The organism is Pseudomonas sp. MF6751, from assembly GCF_016613265.1.
GTDB classification, from domain to species: domain Bacteria; phylum Pseudomonadota; class Gammaproteobacteria; order Pseudomonadales; family Pseudomonadaceae; genus Aquipseudomonas; species Aquipseudomonas fluorescens_BV.
Map to the genome: position 1 here is coordinate 48,234 of NZ_JAENSV010000025.1, position 20,029 is coordinate 68,262.

General features: G+C 61.3%; 14 protein-coding genes. 12 read left to right on the plus strand and 2 right to left on the minus strand.

Going from position 1 to position 20,029, the window contains the following annotated elements; genetic code table 11:
• Positions 1–22 precede the first annotated feature (22 nt).
• Complete coding sequence (locus JJD66_RS19210; RefSeq protein WP_105226789.1) at positions 23–364, plus strand: cupin domain-containing protein; 342 nt, start codon at positions 23–25, stop codon at positions 362–364.
• A gap of 59 nt (positions 365–423) precedes the next feature.
• The gene (locus JJD66_RS19215; RefSeq protein ID WP_034127700.1) at positions 424–1,503 is read left to right on the plus strand and encodes a polyamine ABC transporter substrate-binding protein; all 1,080 of its coding nucleotides are present in this window, start codon (positions 424–426) and stop codon (positions 1,501–1,503) included.
• A 34-nt stretch (positions 1,504–1,537) separates the two neighbouring features.
• Here JJD66_RS19215 and JJD66_RS19220 read toward each other — a convergent pair whose 3' ends face one another.
• A complete protein-coding gene (locus tag JJD66_RS19220; RefSeq protein ID WP_054898104.1) occupies positions 1,538–2,323 on the minus strand; it encodes a helix-turn-helix transcriptional regulator in 786 nt (261 codons plus the stop codon).
• A 199-nt stretch (positions 2,324–2,522) separates the two neighbouring features.
• Here JJD66_RS19220 and JJD66_RS19225 point away from each other — a divergent pair, with 199 nt between their 5' ends.
• The 10 genes from JJD66_RS19225 to JJD66_RS19270 all read left to right on the plus strand — a co-directional run bounded on the left by JJD66_RS19225 (position 2,523) and on the right by JJD66_RS19270 (position 19,617).
• Positions 2,523–3,887 (plus strand): APC family permease, encoded by a 1,365-nt coding sequence (locus JJD66_RS19225; protein ID WP_034127698.1) that lies wholly within the window; start codon positions 2,523–2,525, stop codon positions 3,885–3,887.
• A gap of 9 nt (positions 3,888–3,896) precedes the next feature.
• Complete coding sequence (locus tag JJD66_RS19230; protein ID WP_200648778.1) at positions 3,897–5,000, plus strand: DmpA family aminopeptidase; 1,104 nt, start codon at positions 3,897–3,899, stop codon at positions 4,998–5,000.
• A gap of 369 nt (positions 5,001–5,369) precedes the next feature.
• The gene (locus JJD66_RS19235; protein WP_200648779.1) at positions 5,370–6,803 is read left to right on the plus strand and encodes a serralysin family metalloprotease; all 1,434 of its coding nucleotides are present in this window, start codon (positions 5,370–5,372) and stop codon (positions 6,801–6,803) included.
• Between the two features lie 48 nt (positions 6,804–6,851).
• Positions 6,852–7,220 carry an AprI/Inh family metalloprotease inhibitor gene (locus JJD66_RS19240; RefSeq protein ID WP_200648789.1) on the plus strand — a complete coding sequence of 123 codons (369 nt, stop codon included), beginning with the start codon at positions 6,852–6,854 and terminating at the stop codon, positions 7,218–7,220.
• A gap of 100 nt (positions 7,221–7,320) precedes the next feature.
• A complete protein-coding gene (locus JJD66_RS19245) occupies positions 7,321–9,072 on the plus strand; it encodes a type I secretion system permease/ATPase (protein WP_200648780.1) in 1,752 nt (583 codons plus the stop codon).
• Positions 9,069–10,382 (plus strand): HlyD family type I secretion periplasmic adaptor subunit, encoded by a 1,314-nt coding sequence (locus JJD66_RS19250; RefSeq protein ID WP_200648781.1) that lies wholly within the window; start codon positions 9,069–9,071, stop codon positions 10,380–10,382. Before JJD66_RS19245 ends, JJD66_RS19250 begins: the two co-directional genes overlap by 4 nt.
• Positions 10,383–10,384: 2 nt before the next feature.
• Entirely contained in the window at positions 10,385–11,725 is a 1,341-nt protein-coding gene (locus JJD66_RS19255; RefSeq protein WP_003191155.1) for a TolC family outer membrane protein, read from the plus strand.
• Positions 11,726–11,773: 48 nt separating this feature from the next.
• The gene (gene eprS / locus JJD66_RS19260) at positions 11,774–14,731 is read left to right on the plus strand and encodes an autotransporter serine peptidase EprS (RefSeq protein WP_200648782.1); all 2,958 of its coding nucleotides are present in this window, start codon (positions 11,774–11,776) and stop codon (positions 14,729–14,731) included.
• Between the two features lie 175 nt (positions 14,732–14,906).
• Positions 14,907–18,014 (plus strand): autotransporter domain-containing protein, encoded by a 3,108-nt coding sequence (locus tag JJD66_RS19265; protein ID WP_200648783.1) that lies wholly within the window; start codon positions 14,907–14,909, stop codon positions 18,012–18,014.
• A 178-nt stretch (positions 18,015–18,192) separates the two neighbouring features.
• On the plus strand, positions 18,193–19,617 hold the full coding sequence (locus JJD66_RS19270; RefSeq protein WP_200648784.1) for a polyurethane esterase: 1,425 nt from the start codon (positions 18,193–18,195) through the stop codon (positions 19,615–19,617).
• Between the two features lie 120 nt (positions 19,618–19,737).
• On the opposite strand, the gene JJD66_RS19275 is transcribed toward JJD66_RS19270, so the two are convergent.
• Positions 19,738–19,962 (minus strand): YgdI/YgdR family lipoprotein, encoded by a 225-nt coding sequence (locus JJD66_RS19275; RefSeq protein WP_003191162.1) that lies wholly within the window; start codon positions 19,960–19,962, stop codon positions 19,738–19,740.
• Positions 19,963–20,029 lie beyond the last annotated feature (67 nt).

The following is a 20,029-nucleotide window of genomic DNA, read 5'->3' on the forward strand; positions in this document are numbered from 1 at the left end:
TTCCACCCACAGGGGAAAACCCATGAGCATCACGCAATTCAAAGACACGCTGAACACCGCTCTGCCAGATTCATCACCGGTGGCGGTGCCCCTGAGCGAGCCCATCGCCGTGGCCTCGACACTGAGCGTGGAGCGCAACGACGGGGTCGAGACCGGCATCTGGGCGTGCACCCCGGGGCGCTGGCGTCGGCAGATTAAATCCCAGGAGTTTTGCCATTTCATCCAAGGGCGCTGCACCTTCACGCCCGACAACGGGGAAACCCTGTACATACAAGCCGGTGACGCACTGATGTTGCCAGCCAATAGCACCGGTATCTGGGATATCCAGGAAACTGTGCGCAAGACCTACGTCCTGATTCTGTAACGCTTTGATCCTTGATCGCCTGCCATAAAAACACCCTAAAACCGCCAGGAAATCGAACCATGAAAGCCATTGCCCTGTTGCCCTTGATGTTGCTGGCTACTATCAGCCAGGCTGCCGAGACCGTGAAGATCTATAACTGGTCGGACTACATCGCACCGGATACCACCAGGAACTTCCAGAAAGACACCGGCATCGGTTTCACCTATGACCTGTACGACAGCAACGAAACCCTCGATGGCAAGCTGATGACCGGTAAATCGGGTTACGACGTGGTGTTTCCTTCCAACCATTTCATGGCGCGGCAGATCCAGGGCGGCGCCCTTAAAAAGCTCGACAAGAGCCAGCTGCCCAACTGGAAAAATCTCAACCCGGTGCTACTCAAGGCCGTGGAAAACAATGACCCTGGCAATGCTCACGGCTTTCCGTACCTGTGGGGCAGCACCGGCATTGGCTACAACATCGACAAGGTCAAGGCGGTACTCGGTGACAACGCCCCGGTGGACTCCTGGGACTTGATCTTCAAGCCGGAAAACATGGCCAAGCTGCAAAAGTGCGGGGTCGCCATCCTCGACAACGGCCCCGAACTGCTGCCAGCCGCGCTGAATTACCTGGGGTTGCCGCACCACAGCAAAAAAGCCGAGGACTACAAGAAGGCCGAAGCCCTGCTGATGCAAGTGCGGCCTTACGTGGCGTATTTTCATTCCTCGAAATACACCGCCGACCTGGCCAATGGCGATATCTGTGTAGCCGTCGGTTTTTCCGGCGACATCCTGCAGGCCGAAAGCCGCGCCAAGGAAGCCAGGAACGGCGTGAATATCGGCTACAACATTCCCAAGGAAGGCGCGGCGATCTGGTTCGACATGGTCGCCATGCCCGCCGACGCGCCGGATGAGAAAGCCGGCTATGCCTTCATGAACTATCTGCTGCGCCCCGACGTGATGGCGAGTGTCACCAACTACGTGCACTACGCTAACGGCAACGCGGCGGCCGACAGCCTGGTAGACCCGGCGATCAAGGCCGACACCAAGGTGTATCCGAGCCCGGAGATGATGGGCAAGCTGTTTGCACTGCAAGCCATGCCGTTGAATATCGACCGGGTGCGTACTCGGGTATGGAATACCATACGGACGGGGCGTTGACAGGCGCCAACCACGCTTTCAGCCCGAATGATGTTCATGGGTTCTCCAGGTCATGCCCCAATGACTGGATGAATAATGAAAACAACTCGGGCTGCGAGGAAATGTCCAGCTTGGCGTACAAATGCCTGCGGTGCACTTTTACGGTGTCCGGCGAGATCTTCAAGCGTTCGGCCATGGCCTTGGAGGAGAACCCACGCAACACCAGCCGGGCGATTTCCAGCTCGCGGTCCGACAGCACACCGCTGCCGAAATGACTCAGGGCATCGCGAATCTGGCTGTCCATGGCCGGTGCCCGCTGGGTGCTTTGCTGCCAATGCTGGTGCATGAGCGGCAACACCCACGCCGACAGCGTGGTCAACAGCCCGGTTTCTTCGAAGCTGAAGCGCCGCTGCATGCCCAGCGACAGCGACAGCGTGCCCACGCCGGGCAGTTGCAGGATCACTTGCACTTCGTCTTCCAGCACATTGTCGTGGAAGTAATTGAGGAAGTACTCACTCTGGCGAAAATGGTCCGGCGCCACTTCCTCCAGGCGGTATACGCCGCTGGCATAGTTTTCGCGGCAGGCCTGGTAAAACGGGTCGAGCAGGTACAGGCCGTTGAGGTACACCAGCATCGACGCCGGCTTGCTGCTGGGCTGGGCGTCGTACTCCTCCAGGGCCTGGGGCGGGCCATCCAGCGGGTAGAAAATCGCCAAGGCATTATCGAAGGGCAGGCACTGGTGCAATAACAGCACCAGTTGCTTCCAGAACCGCTCGGTGCCGATCTGTGACAGGGTGCGGCCCAACCCCGCGTGCATACCGATTTCCCGGAACAGGCTCATCTCAACATCCCCACCCTCAAATGATCGGCCAAGGGTTAGGCTTCTGCCGGGCACCGTCAAGGGGAGTACGCCAATAGGGGAATTGGCCGGCAGCCCCACCAGCCGATAACGTCGACACTGTCCAACGGGAAGCATATCCCGAGGAACAATCATTTTTCGTTTCTGCCTCACACCAAAAACAACGACAGAGGATAACGATATGAGTGCCACCCCTGCGCCCGATGGCGTGCTCAAGCCCACCCTGAGCGTCTTTGATGTCGTGGCGATTACCGTTTCAGCGGTAACGCCGGCCAGTTCCGTCTTCGTGATCGCCCCGTTTGCCATCCAGCAGGCGGGCAGTGGCGTGTTCCTGGCGTTTGTGATGGCGGCGTTGCTCGCGTTGATGTTCGCCTTCTGTTACGCCGAACTCGGCCGCGCCCATAACAGCGCCGGCGGCGAGTATGTGTATGCCAAGCGCGTGTTTGGCGGCATGGCCGGTTACGCCACCTTCCTGACGGTGTTGGTGATGTTGCTGTTTATCCCGCCGGTATTGGCGACCGGTGCGGCGACTTACCTGAATAACGCCCTGGGCACGACATTCGATTCGCAAACCGTCGCCCTGGTGATCGTGGTGTGCAGCTACGCCCTGGGCATCCTCAACATCAAGCTCAACGCCTGGATCACCGGCACCTGCCTGCTATTGGAAGTGGCGGCGTTGCTGGTGATTGTGGTGATCGGCTTCGGTAACCCGGTGCAACCGGCCAGTGTGTTGTTGCAGCCGCAGATCGTCGAAAACGGTGTGTTGCACCTGGCACCCTGGGCCTTGGTGATCGGCGCCGTCGGCATCGGCCTGTTCTCGTTCAACGGCTACGGCCCGGCGGTGTTGCTGGCCGAAGACATGAAGTGCGGCGGCAAGGGCGTGCACAAGGCGGTGCTATGGTCGTTGGGGTTGGTGGTGGTCATCGAGTTGGTGCCGATCACTGCGCTGTTGATCGGCGCGCCGTCCCTGAGCGCAATGATCAGCAGCCCCGACCCGATCGGCTATCTGTTGACCAGTCATGGCAATGAAACCTTGTCGCGGCTGGTGAGTGCCGGGATTTTCCTGTCGGTGTTCAACGCCATCGTTGCCATCGTGATCCAGATTGGCCGGGTGGTGTTCAGCAGCGGGCGCGATGCGCTGTGGACGCCGAGCATCAACAAGCTGTTCACACGTATCCACCCGCGCTGGGACTCGCCGTGGCTGGCAACACTGTTCCTGGCGATACCCTCGGCGCTGTTGAGTTTCAGCTCGAACCTGGCCGACCTGACCTCGTTCAGCGTGTTGCTGATCATGCTGGTGTACCTGGTAGTGGCGCTGAGCGCGCTGATGAGCCGGGTGCTGCTGCGTGATCGCGAGCATCCCTATCGCATGCCGTTATGGCCGCTGCCGGCATTGCTGGCGGTACTGGGTGCCGGTTACCTGCTAGTGACCTTGATCCTGGAGGCCTCGGTACGCGACATCATGATCATCATCGGCTTGCTGGCCCTGTCGGTGATTTTGTATTGCATCAGTGGCCGGTTGAGTCCGGCGTTTCAGAAATTGTAAGGAGTGGGTATGCGTGCACGTCAATTGGGCATCACCTTGGGGCTGGGCATGCCCGGCGAATTGAATGCCATCACCGATGTTCCCGGGGTTCGCGTCGGCCACGCCACGCTCAAGGCGCATGTCGACGGCAAGCAGGTGCGTACCGGCGTCACGCTGATCCAGCCGCGTGCCGGGGAAGCGCGGCAGCAACCGTGTTTTGCCGGCTACCACGTGCTCAACGGCAACGGCGACGCCACCGGTCTTGAGTGGATCAGCGAGGCGGGGCTGTTGACCACGCCGATGGCTATCACCAACACCCACAGTATTGGCATCGTACGCGACACCCTGATTGCCCTGGAGCGTGAGCGCGTGGCAGACCCTGCGGTGTACTGGTGCATGCCGGTGGTCATGGAGACCTATGACGGCCTGCTCAACGACATCTGGGGCCAGCATGTGCGCCCTGAGCATGTGCGCCAGGCCCTGGAGCAGGCAGAAAGCGGCCCGGTACAGGAAGGCGCGGTGGGCGGCGGCACCGGCATGATTTGCCACGAGTTCAAGGGTGGCATCGGCACCGCGTCACGGCGGTTGCCAGCGGAGCAGGGCGGCTGGACCGTCGGCGTACTGGTGCAGGCCAACCACGGCAAGCGCCAGGAGCTGCGGGTCGATGGCTACCCGGTGGGCCGTCACTTGATGGGCATTGCCTCGCCCTTTGCCGAGCGAGGCACCCCTGGCATGGGCTCCATCGTGGTGATCATCGCCACGGACGCCCCCTTGCTGCCCCACCAATGCCAGCGCCTGGCACAGCGCGCGTCCATCGGCATTGCGCGCACCGGTGGCGGCACCGAGGATTCCAGCGGCGACCTGTTCCTGGCGTTTGCCACCGGCAACCGTGATTTGCCGCCAGCCGACTATGGGCGCAAGGACCTGCCCCTCAGTACCGGGTTGCAGATGGTCAACAACGACCATATTTCGCCGCTGTTCAGCGCGGCGGCAGAGGCGGTGGAGGAGGCGATCATCAACGCCATTCTGGCAGGTGAAGACATGACCACCCAAGACGGCGTCGAGGTGCCGGGCCTGGCTGGTGATACCCTCTTGGCAGCCCTGCAACAGTGTGGCTGGAGTATGTCCCGGTAATGGGGGACAGCGCACTTTAATAGTGCGAATAGTGGCTCTTTAATGTTGCTAATGACACCGTGACAATATATTGGATCCATTAATTAAGTGGGCCGTTCGCTTAGAGCGGCTTTACTTGTATTTAATATTTAAATAGTGCGCTGTGCCGATTCGGCCACGCAAACGCAACGGCCCCCAATAAACACTGCACTCGACTTCTGCAACTTGAACCTGCGTCACAATTGTGCGATGGAAATAGATGTAGACGAAAGATTTCAAGTTGTGTCAGTTTTCTTACGCCTTCAAAAGAGGTGAGTGATAGGACTATCCTCGCCCGCGAGGTTCCTATCGAACAAAGACTGATGCACTTGCAAACAAGGAAGTACGTTTATGTCAAAAGTAAAAGACAAGGCTATTGTATCTGCCGCGCAAGCCAGCACTGCTTACTCGCAAATCGATAGCTTCAGCCATTTGTATGACCGTGGCGGTAACCTCACGGTCAATGGCAAACCGTCCTACACCGTGGACCAGGCAGCGACCCAGCTGCTGCGGGATGGTGCTGCGTACCGGGACTTTGATGGCAACGGCAAGATCGATCTGACCTACACCTTCCTCACCTCGGCTACCCAGAGCACCATGAACAAACATGGCATCTCGGGGTTCAGCCAATTCAACACCCAGCAGAAAGCACAGGCCGCGCTGGCCATGCAATCCTGGGCGGATGTTGCCAACGTGACCTTTACCGAAAAGGCTTCCGGCGGTGACGGCCACATGACCTTCGGCAACTACAGCAGCGGCCAGGACGGCGCCGCGGCCTTCGCTTACCTGCCCGGTACCGGTGCAGGCTACGACGGCACTTCGTGGTACCTGACCAACAACAGCTACACGCCGAACAAGACTCCGGACCTGAACAACTATGGCCGGCAGACCCTGACCCACGAAATCGGCCATACCCTGGGCCTGGCTCACCCTGGCGACTACAACGCCGGGAATGGCAACCCGACCTATAACGACGCAACCTATGGACAGGACACGCGTGGCTATAGCCTCATGAGTTACTGGAGCGAGAGCAACACCAACCAGAACTTCAGCAAGGGCGGCGTCGAGGCTTACGCTTCCGGCCCGCTGATCGACGACATTGCGGCGATCCAGAAGCTCTACGGTGCCAACTTCAACACCCGCGCCACGGACACCACTTACGGGTTCAACTCCAACACCGGGCGTGATTTCCTCAGCGCCACTTCCAATGCCGACAAGCTGGTGTTTTCGGTATGGGACGGTGGCGGCAACGACACCCTGGACTTCTCCGGTTTCACCCAGAACCAGAAGATCAACCTCACGGCCACCTCGTTCTCTGATGTGGGCGGCCTGGTGGGCAACGTGTCCATCGCCAAGGGCGTCACCATCGAAAACGCGTTCGGCGGTTCGGGTAACGACCTGATCATTGGTAACCAAGCCGCCAACACCATCAAGGGCGGGGCCGGCAACGACCTCATCTACGGCGGCGGCGGTGCGGACCAGCTGTGGGGCGGCGCTGGCAGCGACACTTTCGTGTACGGTGCCAGTTCCGACTCCAAGCCAGGGGCTGCGGACAAGATCTTCGACTTCACCTCCGGTTCGGACAAGATCGACCTGTCCGGTATCACCAAGGGTGCGGGCGTGACCTTCGTCAACACATTTACCGGGCATGCCGGCGATGCTGTACTGACCTATGCCTCAGGTACCAACCTGGGCACCTTGGCGGTGGACTTCTCCGGGCACGGCGTGGCGGATTTCCTCGTCACCACCGTTGGCCAGGCGGCTGCCAGTGACATCGTAGCCTGATGTAAAGCGCGCGGCGCTTCGGCGCCGCGCTCCAGGCTGGAGTTGGATATGCCACGTTTTTCCCATTTGATCGCCTGTGTTGTGCAGGTGTTGTTCGTGTCGGCAGGAGCCCACGCAATGGCTAGCAGTCTTGTATTACCCACCTCCGCGCAGCTTGCCGGGCAGTGGGAGCTGAAGCAGCAGGATCAGGTGTGCGCGCTCAAGTTAGTGGAGCAAGCCAACGCCCTGGAGGGCGATATTGCCTGTGCCGAGCAATGGCTGGGCGACAAGCCGCTGACGTGGTCGCCCACGCCGGATGGTATTTGGCTGTTTAACGCTGAAGGCTCGGGGATCACCCATTTGAATCGCCAGAAAGAGGGCGACTATCAAGCCCGCACTAAAACTGGCGAAGTTGTAACGCTGCAACGCAAGCCTTAATTAAAAGTTATAAGCATATAACTCGATTTATTAGATGGCCGTACCCTACTCGGTAGGGGTGACCCTTTTGCGTAATTCGCTGCAAGGAAAAACAATTAATATGGCGAAGTCCCATGGGGTGGCGCCCTTATTCAGGGCGCTGGGTGAATACAAGAGTATTTTGATCAGCGTTGGCTGTTTCACGGCATTGATTAACCTATTAATGCTGGTGCCCTCGATTTACATGCTGCAAGTGTATGACCGTGTGTTGTCCTCCCAGAATGAAACCACGCTGGTGATGTTGACGCTGATGGTCGTGGGCTTCTTTGCATTTATCGGCCTGCTGGAAGTGGTGCGCAGCTTTATCGTGATCCGCATTGGCAGCCAGTTGGAGCGACGTTTCAACTTGCGCGTGTACAAGGCCGCCTTCGAGCGCAACTTGCAGCGTGGCCAGGGGCATGCCGGGCAATCCTTGGGCGACCTGACCGCTCTGCGCCAATTCATCACGGGGCCGGCGCTGTTCGCGTTTTTCGATGCGCCGTGGTTCCCCATCTACCTGTTCGTGATTTTCCTGTTCAACGTGTGGCTCGGCGTGCTGGCCACGGCGGGCGCGGTGCTGTTGATTGGCCTGGCGTGCCTGAATGAATACCTGACCAAAAAGCCGCTGGGCGAGGCCAGCGGTTTTTCGCAGCAGTCGACCCAACTGGCCACCAGCCATTTGCACAACGCCGAAACCATCCAGGCCATGGGTATGCTTGGTGCGCTGCGCCAACGCTGGTTTGGCGTGCATTCGCAGTTCCTGGGTTTGCAGAACAAGGCTAGCGACACCGGTTCGATCATCACCTCGTTGAGCAAATCCCTGCGCCTGTGCCTGCAATCCTTGGTGCTGGGCCTGGGCGCCTACCTGGTGATCAAGGGCGACATGACCGCCGGGATGATGATCGCAGGCTCCATCTTGATGGGCCGCGTACTCAGCCCCATCGACCAACTGATTGCAGTGTGGAAGCAATGGAGCTCGGCCAAGCTGGCCTACCAGCGCCTCGACGAACTGCTGCGCGAATTCCCGCCGGAGGTCGAGCACATGGCCTTGCCGGCGCCCCACGGCCAGGTCAGTTTCGAGCAGGTCAGCGCCGGCCCGCCGGGGCGACGCATGGCGACCCTGCATCAGGTCAGCTTCAACCTGGCCGCTGGTGAAGTGCTGGGCGTGCTGGGCGCGTCGGGCTCCGGCAAGTCCACCCTGGCTCGCGTGCTGGTGGGCGTATGGCCGACCCTGGCCGGCACCGTGCGCCTGGACGGCGCGGATATTCACCGCTGGAACCGCGAAGACCTCGGCCCGCATATCGGCTATTTGCCCCAGGACATCGAGCTGTTCAGCGGCAGCATCGCCGACAACATCGCGCGCTTTCGCGAGGCCGACCCGGAGTTGGTGGTCAAGGCCGCGCAACAGGCCGGTGTACATGAATTGATCCTGCGCCTGCCCCAAGGCTACGACACCGTGCTGGGCGACAACGGCGGTGGCTTGTCCGGCGGCCAGAAACAGCGGGTCGCCCTGGCCCGCGCCCTGTACGGCGGGCCGCGCCTGATCGTGCTGGACGAACCCAACTCCAACCTCGACACCGTCGGCGAGGCCGCATTGGCCAGCGCCATCATGCAGATGAAAGCCCAGGGCAGCAGCGTGGTGCTGGTCACCCATCGTTCCTCGGCATTGGCCCAGGCCGACAAATTGCTAGTGCTCGGCGAAGGCCAACTGCAAGCGTTCGGGCCCAGCCAAGAGGTGCTGCGGGCGTTGTCCGGGCAGCAGGAAGCGCCGAAAGAAAAAACCGGTGTCAGTTTCAGTCGTCAGTACCAGGCCGGAAGGAATCCAGGCGCATGAGCAGCCTTACCGTTGAACCTCAAATTAAAGAACGCGATGCCGGCTTTTTCGTAAAAATGGGCTGGGTGATGACCATCGTCGGTGCCGGTGGGTTTTTCCTCTGGGCCAGCCTTGCACCGTTGGACCAGGGCATCCCGGTACAAGGCACCGTGGTGGTGTCGGGCAAGCGCAAGGCGGTACAAACCTTCAGCCCCGGTGTGGTCAGCCGCATCCTGGTAAAAGAGGGCGAACTGGTCAAGCAAGGCCAGCCGCTGTTCCGTCTTGACCAGACCCAGAACCAGGCCGATGTGCAATCGCTGCAAGCCCAGTACCGCATGGCTTGGGCCAGCGTGGCGCGCTGGCAGAGCGAGCGTGACAACCTGCCTGGTATTACCTTTCCTGCTGAGCTGAGCGCCAATCCCGATTCGGCCCTGATGCTGGTGCTGGACGGTCAGCGCCAGTTGTTCAGCAGCCGTCGCGACGCGTTTGCCCGTGAACAAGCCGGGATCCGCGCCAGCATCGAAGGCGCCACGTCACAGTTGAGCGGTATGCGCCGTGCCCGCAGTGACTTGACCGCCCAGGCTCAATCCCTGCGCGCGCAACTGAGCAACCTGCAACCTTTGGCCGACAACGGCTATATCCCGCGCAACCGGCTGATGGACTATCAGCGCCAGTTGTCCCAGGTGCAGCAGGACCTGGCGCAAAACGCCGGGGAAAGCGGCCGGATAGAGCAGGGCATTGTCGAGTCGCGGCTCAAATTGCAGCAGCACAGCGAGGAGTATCAGAAGGAAGTGCGCAGCCAACTGGCCGACGCGCAACTGCGCGCCCTGACCCTTGAGCAACAACTGACTTCCGCCGGCTTCAACCTGCAACACAGCGAAATCAACGCGCCGGCCGATGGCATCGCGGTCAACCTCAGCGTGCATACCGAAGGCGCCGTGGTGCGTGCCGGTGAAACCCTGCTGGAGATCGTGCCCCAGGGCACACGCCTGGAAGTGGAAGGGCATTTGCCCGTGCACCTGGTGGACAAGGTCGGCACACACTTGCCGGTCGACATCCTCTTCACCGCCTTCAACCAAAGCCGCACGCCACGGGTGCCAGGTGAAGTCAGCCTGATCTCCGCCGACCAGATGCTCGACGAAAAAACCGGTGCGCCGTATTACGTGCTGCGCACCAGCGTCAGCGAAGCGGCCATGGAAAAACTCAACGGCCTGGTGATCAAGCCCGGCATGCCCGCCGAGATGTTCGTGCGCACTGGCGAGCGTTCCTTGCTCAATTACCTGTTCAAGCCGCTGCTGGACCGCGCCGGCTCCGCGTTGACCGAGGAATGAGCATGAAGCCAGTGTTCATTTCGCTGTTGCTGGTGTGTGGCAGTGCCCAGGCGGCCATGGGGCCCTTCGATGTGTACGAGCAGGCGCTGCGCAACGACCCGGTGTTCCTGGGCGCCATCAAGGAACGCGACGCCGGCCTGGAAAATCGCACCATTGGCCGCGCCGGCTTGCTGCCGCGGCTGTCCTACAACTACAACAAGGGCCGCAACAACTCCGAAGCGCACCTGCCTGACGGGCGCGGCGGCAGTTACCGCGACGACCGCAACTACAACAGCTATGGCTCCACCTTCAGCCTGCAACAGCCGCTGTTCGACTACGAAGCCTATGCCAACTACCGCAAGGGCGTAGCCCAGGCGCTGTTTGCCGATGAAAGCTTTCGGGACAAGAGCCAGGCGTTGCTGGTGCGGGTGTTGAGCTATTACACCCAGGCGCTGTTTGCCCAGGACCAGATCGACATCGCCCGGGCCAAGAAGAAGGCGTTCGAACAACAGTTCCAGCAGAACCGGCATCTGTTCCAGCAAGGCGAGGGCACTCGCACCGATATCCTTGAAGCCGAGTCGCGCTACGAGTTGGCCACCGCCGAAGAGATCCAGGCCCTGGATGAGCAGGACGCCTCGCTCCGGGAACTGGGCGCGTTGATCGGCGTGCAAAGCGTCAACATCAACGACCTGGCACCGCTGAACCAGAGCTTTGCCGCGTTCACCCTGACCCCGGCCAACTACGACACCTGGCATGAGTTGGCACTCACCAACAACCCGGTGCTGGCGTCGCAGCGCCAGTCCCTGGAAGTGGCGCGCTATGAAGTGGAGCGCAACCGTGCCGGGCATTTGCCCAGAATCACCGCGTATGCCACCTCGCGCAAACAGGAGTCCGACAGCGGCAACACCTATAACCAGCGCTACGACACCAACACCATCGGCGTCGAAGTAAGCATGCCGCTGTACGCCGGTGGCGGTATCTCGGCTTCCACCCGCCAGGCCAGCCGTGCGATGGAGCAGGCCGAGTACGAGTTGGAGGGCAAGACCCGCGAAACCCTGATCGAACTGCGTCGCCAGTTCAGCGCGTGCTTGTCAGGCGTGAGCAAGTTGCGCGCCTATCAGAAAGCGCTGGCATCCGCCGAGGCGCTGGTGGTGTCGACCAAGCAAAGCATTCTCGGCGGCGAGCGCGTCAACCTCGACGCACTGAACGCCGAACAGCAGCTGTACAGCACCCGCCGCGACCTGGCCCAGGCGCGTTATGACTACTTGATGGCCTGGACCAAATTGCACTACTACGCGGGCAACTTGCGCGATACCGACTTGGCCAAAGTGGACGAAGCCTTCGGCCCGGATGGAAAACTGTAGGAGCGCGTGTTTTGTGGCGAGGGAATAACAATAATAGGGAGTGTGCACATGATCACTGATTCACCGCGTTTCAAACCCTTCACCGCAGGTTCCTTGCTCTTGCTGTCCGTTGCGGCACAGGCGCAATACACCGAGACCGGTCAGCCGGGTAACCCCGCCAGTTGGCGCTCTGCCGAGTACCAGAGCGACTGGGGCCTGGGCCGCATGAAAGCCGATGAAGCCTACGCCGCCGGGATCAGCGGCCAAGGCGTGAAAATCGGCGCGCTGGACTCAGGGTTCGATGCCAATCACCCCGAAGCCTCCAAAGACCGTTTCCACCCGGTCACCGCCACTGGCACCTATGTCGATGGCAGCGCCTTCAGCACCACGGGCGCGCTCAACCCGAACAATGATTCCCACGGCACTCACGTCACCGGCACCATGGGCGCCGCCCGCGACGGCGTGGGCATGCATGGCGTGGCCTACAAGGCGCAAGTTTATGTAGGCAACACCAACGCCAACGACAGCTTCCTGTTCGGCCCCACCCCTGATCCCAAATACTTCAAGACCGTGTACACCGCTTTGGTGGACTCCGGCGTGCGCGCCATCAACAACAGCTGGGGCAGCCAGCCCAAGGACGTCAGCTACCAGACCCTGGACAACATGCACGCGGCGTATGCCCAGCATTACAACCGTGGCACCTGGCTGGACGCGGCAGCGGACGTGGCCAAGGCCGGCGTGATCAACGTGTTCAGCGCCGGCAACAGCGGCTATGCCAACGCGAGCGTGCGCTCGGCCTTGCCGTATTTCCAGCCGGAACTGGAAGGCCACTGGCTTGCCGTGTCTGGGCTGGATAAGGCCAATAACCAGAAATACAACAAGTGCGGCATCGCCAAATACTGGTGCATTTCCACGCCGGGCGCGTTGATCAATAGCACCATTCCCGACGGCGGTTACGGCGTCAAATCCGGCACCTCGATGGCAGCGCCCCATGCCACCGGCGCGTTGGCGCTGGTGATGGAACGTTATCCCTACATGACCAACGAGCAAGCCTTGCAGGTGCTGTTGACCACCGCCACGCAGCTCGACGGCTCGATCACCCAGGCGCCCAATGCGATCGTTGGCTGGGGTGTGCCTGACCTGGGCCGGGCGATGCATGGTCCGGGGCAATTGCTCGGGCCTATGGAGGTGAACCTGGCCGCCGGGCAGGGCGATGTGTGGAGCAATGGCATCTCCGACCAGGCGCTGCTTCAGCGTCAGGCCGAGGACCGCGCCGAACACACTGCCTGGCAGCAAACCCTGATCGACAAGGGCTGGCAAAACGGCGTGGGCGCCACTGCCAGCCAGCAGGACCAGACCGATTACGCCATTGGCAGCGCCCGCGACCAGGCCGCTGCCAACCGCGTGTACGAGGGCAGCCTGATCAAGGCCGGTGCCGGCAGCCTGGTGCTCAGCGGCGACAGCACCTATCGCGGTGCGACCCTCGTCAACGGTGGTCTGTTGGCCGTCAATGGCTCGCTGACCTCGGCAGTGACGGTGAATGACAGCGGCACCCTCGGCGGTTCCGGGCCTATCGCCGCGTTGTCGGTAAACAACGGCGGCCGTGTGGCCCCGGGCAATTCCGTGGGCACCTTGCAGGTAGCGGGAGATGTGAACCTCGGCGCGGGCTCGACCTATGCAGTGGAACTGACGCCTACCAGCAGTGACCGCATTGTTGCCGGCGGCCAGGCGGTTCTGGGCGGCGGCACCGTCACGCTGGCGCTGGAAAACAGCCCGACCTTGCTCAGCCAGAGCCAGGCGCAAAGCCTGATTGGCCGGCAGTACTCGATTCTCGAGGCGGCGGGCGGTATCCAGGGCCAGTTCGGGCAAGTGCTGCCCAATTACCTGTTCCTCGGTGGCACCCTCGACTACGCCGCCAATGCCGTGCAATTGAATGTCGGTCGCAATGGCGCCAGCTTCGCCAGCGTCGGCGCCACCCGCAACCAGCGCAACGTTGCGGCGGCCGCCGAGCAATTGGGCGCTGGCAACCCAGTGTATGAAAGCCTGCTGCAGTCGCAGTCAGCCGCCACCGCCCAGCAGGGTTTGCAGCAACTGTCCGGGGAAATCTACCCCGCCGTGGGTGCGATGCTGATCAACGACAGCCTGCAACTGCGTAATGCCGTGGGCGAGCGCCTGCGCCATGTGCCAGTGACCGGTGAAAGCAACCTGTGGTTCAAGGCGCTGGGCGCCTGGGGCAAGACCGACAGCCGCACTGAAACGGCGGGTTCCACCACCTCCATCGGTGGCCTGTTGGCGGGCGTGGATGGCGCGCTGGATGAGCAGACCCGCGTGGGTGTGGTCGCCGGCTACAGCGACAGCTCGCTGAATATGGGCAGCGGTACCCATTCATCGGCGTCCATCGACAGTTACAACTTCGGCGCGTACGCCGGGCGCGAGCTGGGTGACTGGCGCCTGAGCGTCGGCGGTGCCTACAGCTGGCATCGCGGCGACGTGAAGCGCGACCTGCAATGGGGTGATGTCAGCGGTAAGCAAAAGACCAAGCTGGACGCGACCACGGCGCAAGTCTTCACCGAAGCCGCGTACCGCATCCGCTTGCAAGCGGTGGCCCTGGAGCCGTTCGCCAACCTGGCCTATGTGCATCTGAACAGCGAGTCCTTCCACGAAAAAGGCGACGCCGCTGCTCTGGAACGCGGCAGCGACCAGCGTGATGCAGTGCTTAGCACCCTTGGCGTGCGTGCCCTGAAAACCCTGGCCCTCAATGACCACCAGCAACTGGACCTGTCCGGTTCGTTAGGCTGGCAACACAGCCTGACGGCGGTGGAGTCCGAAGAGCATCTGGCGTTTGTCGCAGGCGGGCCTTCATTTGCGGTGCGCAGTGCACCGTTGCTGCGCGATGCCGCCCTGGTGGGCGTGCAGGCCAGCCTGGCGCTGAATGCATCGACACGGGTCAACCTGGATTACAACGGCCAACTGGGTGGGCGCGCGAAAACCCAGGGCGTGGGCTTGAGCCTGAACTGGCAGTTCTGAAGACACCGCGAACAAAAAATGTGGGAGCTGGCTTGCCTGCGATAGCGGTGGGGCCGCCAGCAGAGGCGTGACTGGCCGGACGCTATCGCAGGCAAGCCAGCTCCCACATGGAGGCGGCGGTGTTCTGGAGAAAGTGATTTACACACGTGCAATAAGAAAACTAAGGAAGGTCACCGTGAAAAAACGCAAGTCAGGGTTAACTAACGCCATCCACACAGGCCCGGGCTATCCGCTCAAGGCGCTGAGCTGCGTGCCATACGGCGCGTTGCTGTGTTGCCTGGCAAGCCTGGGGACCGCCCAGGCTGCACCCTATGTGGAAACCGGCAAACTGGGCGACGCCGCCAGCTGGCGCAGCAATGAGTTCAAGGCCGACTGGGGCCTGGGCGCCGTGCACGCCGACACCGCCTATGCGGCCGGCTATACCGGCAAGGGCGTCAAGCTGGGGATCTTCGACCAGCCGGTGTATGCGCCACATCCGGAATTCGCCAGCCCCAACAAAGTGGTGACCATTGTCACCGAGGGCATCCGCCAATACACCGACCCGTATATCCCGGTGAAGGCCGGAGATGCATTCCGTTACGACGGCACTCCGTCCCTGGGCTCCAATGGCAAGCTGGGCAACCACGGCACGCATGTCGGCGGGATTGCTGCGGGTAACCGCGATGGCGGGCCGATGCATGGCGTAGCGTTCAATGCGCAAATCATCAGTGCCGAAAACGGTGACCCGGGCCCGGAAGACGGAATTATCCTGGGCAACGATGGCGCGGTGTACAAAGCCGGTTGGGATGCGTTGGTTGCCAGCGGTGCTCGCATCATCAACAACAGCTGGGGTATCGGCATCGGTGATCAGTACGCCAAGGGCGGGCGCGATCCGGCGTTTCCCAATTTCACCGTCAACGAAGCCCAGGCGCAATTCAACACCATTCGACCGATCCTCGGCACAATCGCAGGGGGGGCTTATCAAGGCGCCATCGATGCGGCCCGCAGCGGTGTGCTGACCATCTTCGCCGCGGGTAATGACTACAACCGTAACAACCCGGATGCCATTTCCGGTCTGGCGTACTTTGTGCCGGAGATTGCCCCGAACTGGCTGTCGGTGGCCGCTTTGCAGCAAAACCCGGACACCGCAAGTGCCAACCCCTATGTGATCAGCACCTTCTCTTCGCGCTGTGGCTATGCGGCGAGCTTTTGCGTATCGGCGCCCGGCACCAAGATCTACAGCTCGATCATCAACGGCACCAACCTGGACAACCTCACCAACGACTACGCCAACTTCAACGGCACATCCATGGCCGCGCCTCACGTAGCCGGCAGCGCAGCGGTGCTGATGGAACGCTTCCAATACATGAGCGGCGACCAGATCTCCACCGTGCTCAAGACCACCGCCACCGACCTCGGCGCGCCGGGCATCGACTCGCTGTACGGCTGGGGCATGATCAACCTGGGCAAGGCGGTCAACGGCCCAGGGATGTTTATCACCGCCGAGGATATCCCGGCCGAGTTCCGTATCGACGGCGCCTACGGCAGCGGCCAGTTCGTGGCGGACCTGCCGGGCGTCGGCGCGGTGGTGGATGTCGGCAAACCCACCCAGCGTGTGTGCGATGACGTGCACTGTGGGCGCGATGTGTGGAGCAACGACATCTCGGGCCATGGCGGCCTGACCAAGCAGGGCATCGGTACCTTGGTGCTCACCGGCGCCAATACTTACAGCGGGCCGACGCTGGTCAACCAGGGCTTGCTGGCGATCAACGGTTCGGTCACCTCCGACGTCACCGTGAGCCAGAGCGGCGTGGTCGGTGGTTCGGGGCGTATCGGTTCGCTGAGCGCGAAAAGCGGCGGTACTGTGGCACCGGGCAATTCCATTGGCACCTTGAACGTGGCGGGCAACGTCAACTTCGAACCGGGCTCGACCTACGCGGTAGAACTGTCGCCCACCAGCAGCGATCGTATCGTCGCGGGCGGCACGGCCACCCTCAACGGCGGCACCGTGACCCTGGCCCTGGAAAACAGCCCGACCTTGTTGAGCGCGCCCCAAGCACAAAGCCTGATCGGCCGTCAGTACAACATCCTGCAAGCGGCAGGTGGCGTCACCGGCAGTTTTGCTGCGGTGCTGCCTGATTACCTGTTTGTCGGCGGTACCTTGAACTATGCCGCCAACGGCGTGCAGCTGGATGTGGCACGCACCAACAGCTTCGCCAGTGTGGCCGCCACGCCGAACCAGCGCGCCGTGGCCGCAGCCGTCGAGCAATTGGGCGCGGGCAATGGCGTGTACGAAAGCCTGCTGCTGGCACCCACGGCCGCCTCGGCCCAGGGCGCGTTCCAGCAACTGAGCGGCGAGGTTTACCCGGCGCTGGAAACCGCACTGGTCAATGACAGCCGCTACGTACGCGAAGCGGTGGGCGAGCGTCTGCGCAATGGCGAGATGGGCGCTACCAGCCAAGCCATCGACAGCCGTGGCAACGTGTGGGTCAAGGCATTGGGCGCCTGGGGCAAGACCGACAGCCGCAACGACACGGCGGGCTACACCACTTCTATCGGCGGCATGCTCGCCGGTGTGGACGGCGCCGTCGATGAGGCCACACGCATTGGCCTTGTGGCCGGTTACAGCGACACGTCGTTGAACATGGGCAGCGGCACCCACAGCCGCGCCTCGGTCGACAGCTACCATTTCGGCACCTATGCCGGGCATGAAATCGGCGCCTGGCGCCTGAGTGGCGGCGCGACCTACAGCTGGCACCGCGCCGATGTCAAACGCGACCTGCAATACGGCGATGTCAGCGGCAAGCAAAAAGCCAAGGTCGATGCCCACAGTACCCAGGTGTTCACGGAAGCTGCGTACCGCATAAACCTGCAACCACTGGCCCTGGAGCCGTTCGCCAACCTGGCCTACGTGCACCTGGCAACTGACAGCTTCAAAGAGAAGGGCGACGCCGCCGCGCTGAAAAGTGGCGACGACAGCCGTGACCTGGTGCTGAGTACCCTGGGTATGCGGGCCTTGAAGACCTTCAATATCAACGACCATCAGCAACTGGAAGTCTCCGGCACCCTGGGCTGGCAGCACAACCTGAGCAGCACCGATTCGGAGCAGCACCTGGCGTTTGCCTCGGGCGGCCCTTCGTTCACGGTGGAAAGTGCGCCGATGGTGCGCGATGCGGCGTTGGTCGGGGCACGGGTCAGCCTGGCATTGAGCAAGGATGCGCGGGTGAACTTCGATTACAACGGCCTGCTGGCCAGCAAGGAGAAGGTGCACGGCGTCGGCTTGAGCCTGGACTGGGCGTTCTAAAGCTTTAAAACCACTGTAGGAGCGAGCTTGCTCGCGAAAAACTCAAGTGCGCGGCGTTTCTTCAGGTAGAACGCGTCATCGTTGACGACCTTCGCGAGCAAGCTCGCTCCTACAGGTGGTAACGGATAACAGGTGTTTTGGCTTTCTCTACAAATCCAACAACAGAGAGGCACTACCAATGGGTATCTTTGACTATAAAAACCTCGGTACCGAGGGCTCCAAGGCGTTGTTCGCCGATGCCATGGCAATCACGCTGTATTCCTACCACAACCTGGATAACGGCTTTGCCGTCGGCTACCAGAACAATGGCCTCGGGCTGGGGTTACCGGCCACCCTGGTCAGCGCGCTGATTGGCGGCAGCAATGCCCAAGGGGTCATCCCCGGCATCCCCTGGAACCCCGACTCGGAAAAAGCCGCCCTTGAGGCGGTGCAAGCAGCCGGTTGGACGCTCATCAGTGCCAGCACCCTGGGCTACAGCGGCAAGGTCGATGCACGCGGCACCTACTTTGGCGAAAAATTCGGCTACGGCACGGCGCAGGCCGAGGTGCTGGGCAAGTACGATGACGCTGGCAAACTGCTGGAAATCGGCATCAGTTTTCGCGGGACTTCGGGGCCTCGGGAAAGTGTGATTACCGACTCCATCGGCGATGTGATCAACGACCTGCTCGCCGCCTTCGGGCCCAAGGATTATGCCAAGAACTACGCGGGGGAGGCTTTTGGCGGGTTGCTCAAGAACGTGGCGGACTACGCCACTGCCCAGGGCCTGGGCGGCAATGACGTAGTGGTCAGTGGTCACAGCCTCGGTGGCATGGCGGTCAACAGCATGGCCGACTTGAGCGACAGCACCTGGTCGGGGTTTTATAAAGACGCCAATTACGTGGCTTACGCGTCGCCGACCCAGAGCGCCGGCGACAAGGTGCTTAACGTCGGTTATGAAAACGATCCGGTGTTTCGCGCCCTGGATGGCTCGTCATTCAACCTGTCGTCCCTGGGCGTACACGACAAACCCCACGAATCGAGCACCGACAACATTGTCAGTTTCAACGATCACTACGCCTCATCCCTGTGGAACGTCCTGCCGTTTTCCATCCTCAACCTGCCCACCTGGGTTTCGCACTTGCCCACCGGTTACGGTGACGGCATGACCCGTATCCTCGACTCGGGGTTCTACGAACAGATGACCCGCGACTCCACGGTGATCGTCGCCAACCTGTCCGACCCGGCACGGGCCACCACCTGGGTGCAAGACCTCAACCGCAATGCCGAGGCGCACAAGGGCAATACCTTCATCATCGGCAGCGACGGCGACGACTTGATCAAAGGCGGCAGGGGCGCGGACTTTATCGAAGGTGGCAAGGGCAATGACACCATCCGCGACAGCAGCGGGCACAACACGTTTTTGTTCAGCGGGCAGTTTGGCAATGACCGGGTGATCGGCTACCAGGCGACGGACAAGCTGGTGTTCAACGACGTGGCGGGCAGCAATGATTACCGCGATCACATCAAGGTGGTGGGCGGGGATACCGTCATTGGCTTTGGGACGGATTCGGTGACGCTGGTGGGTGTGAGCAGCTTGTCGGGGGAGGGGATAGTCATCAGCTAACGCATTCGGTGTGGGAGCTGGCTTGCCTGCGATGGCGGCGGTCGAGACAGCCATGCGGTGACTGAAAAATCGCTATCGCAGGCAAGCCAGCTCCCACATTTGGTGGGTTTTGCTAGATGATCATTTTTCCTTACGCACCGTGGCCACATCATCGGCCTTGATACGAATACGCTTGCCGGCAATATCGGTGAACTCGTAGAAGCCATCGGCGGTCTTGGCGTTGGGCGTGTCCTTGGTCAAATACTGCGTGCCGTTCTGCAAGGTCACCACGGTTTGCGTGGAGCAACCGGCCAATACCAGAAAAGTGAGTGCAACCAGTGGCAGACCCAAATTCTTCATGTTCATAACCCTTACCTTTAACCCTGAAAAGTCCCGCAGCGTCTGCTTGCGGGGCCATAAATATTACGCGATC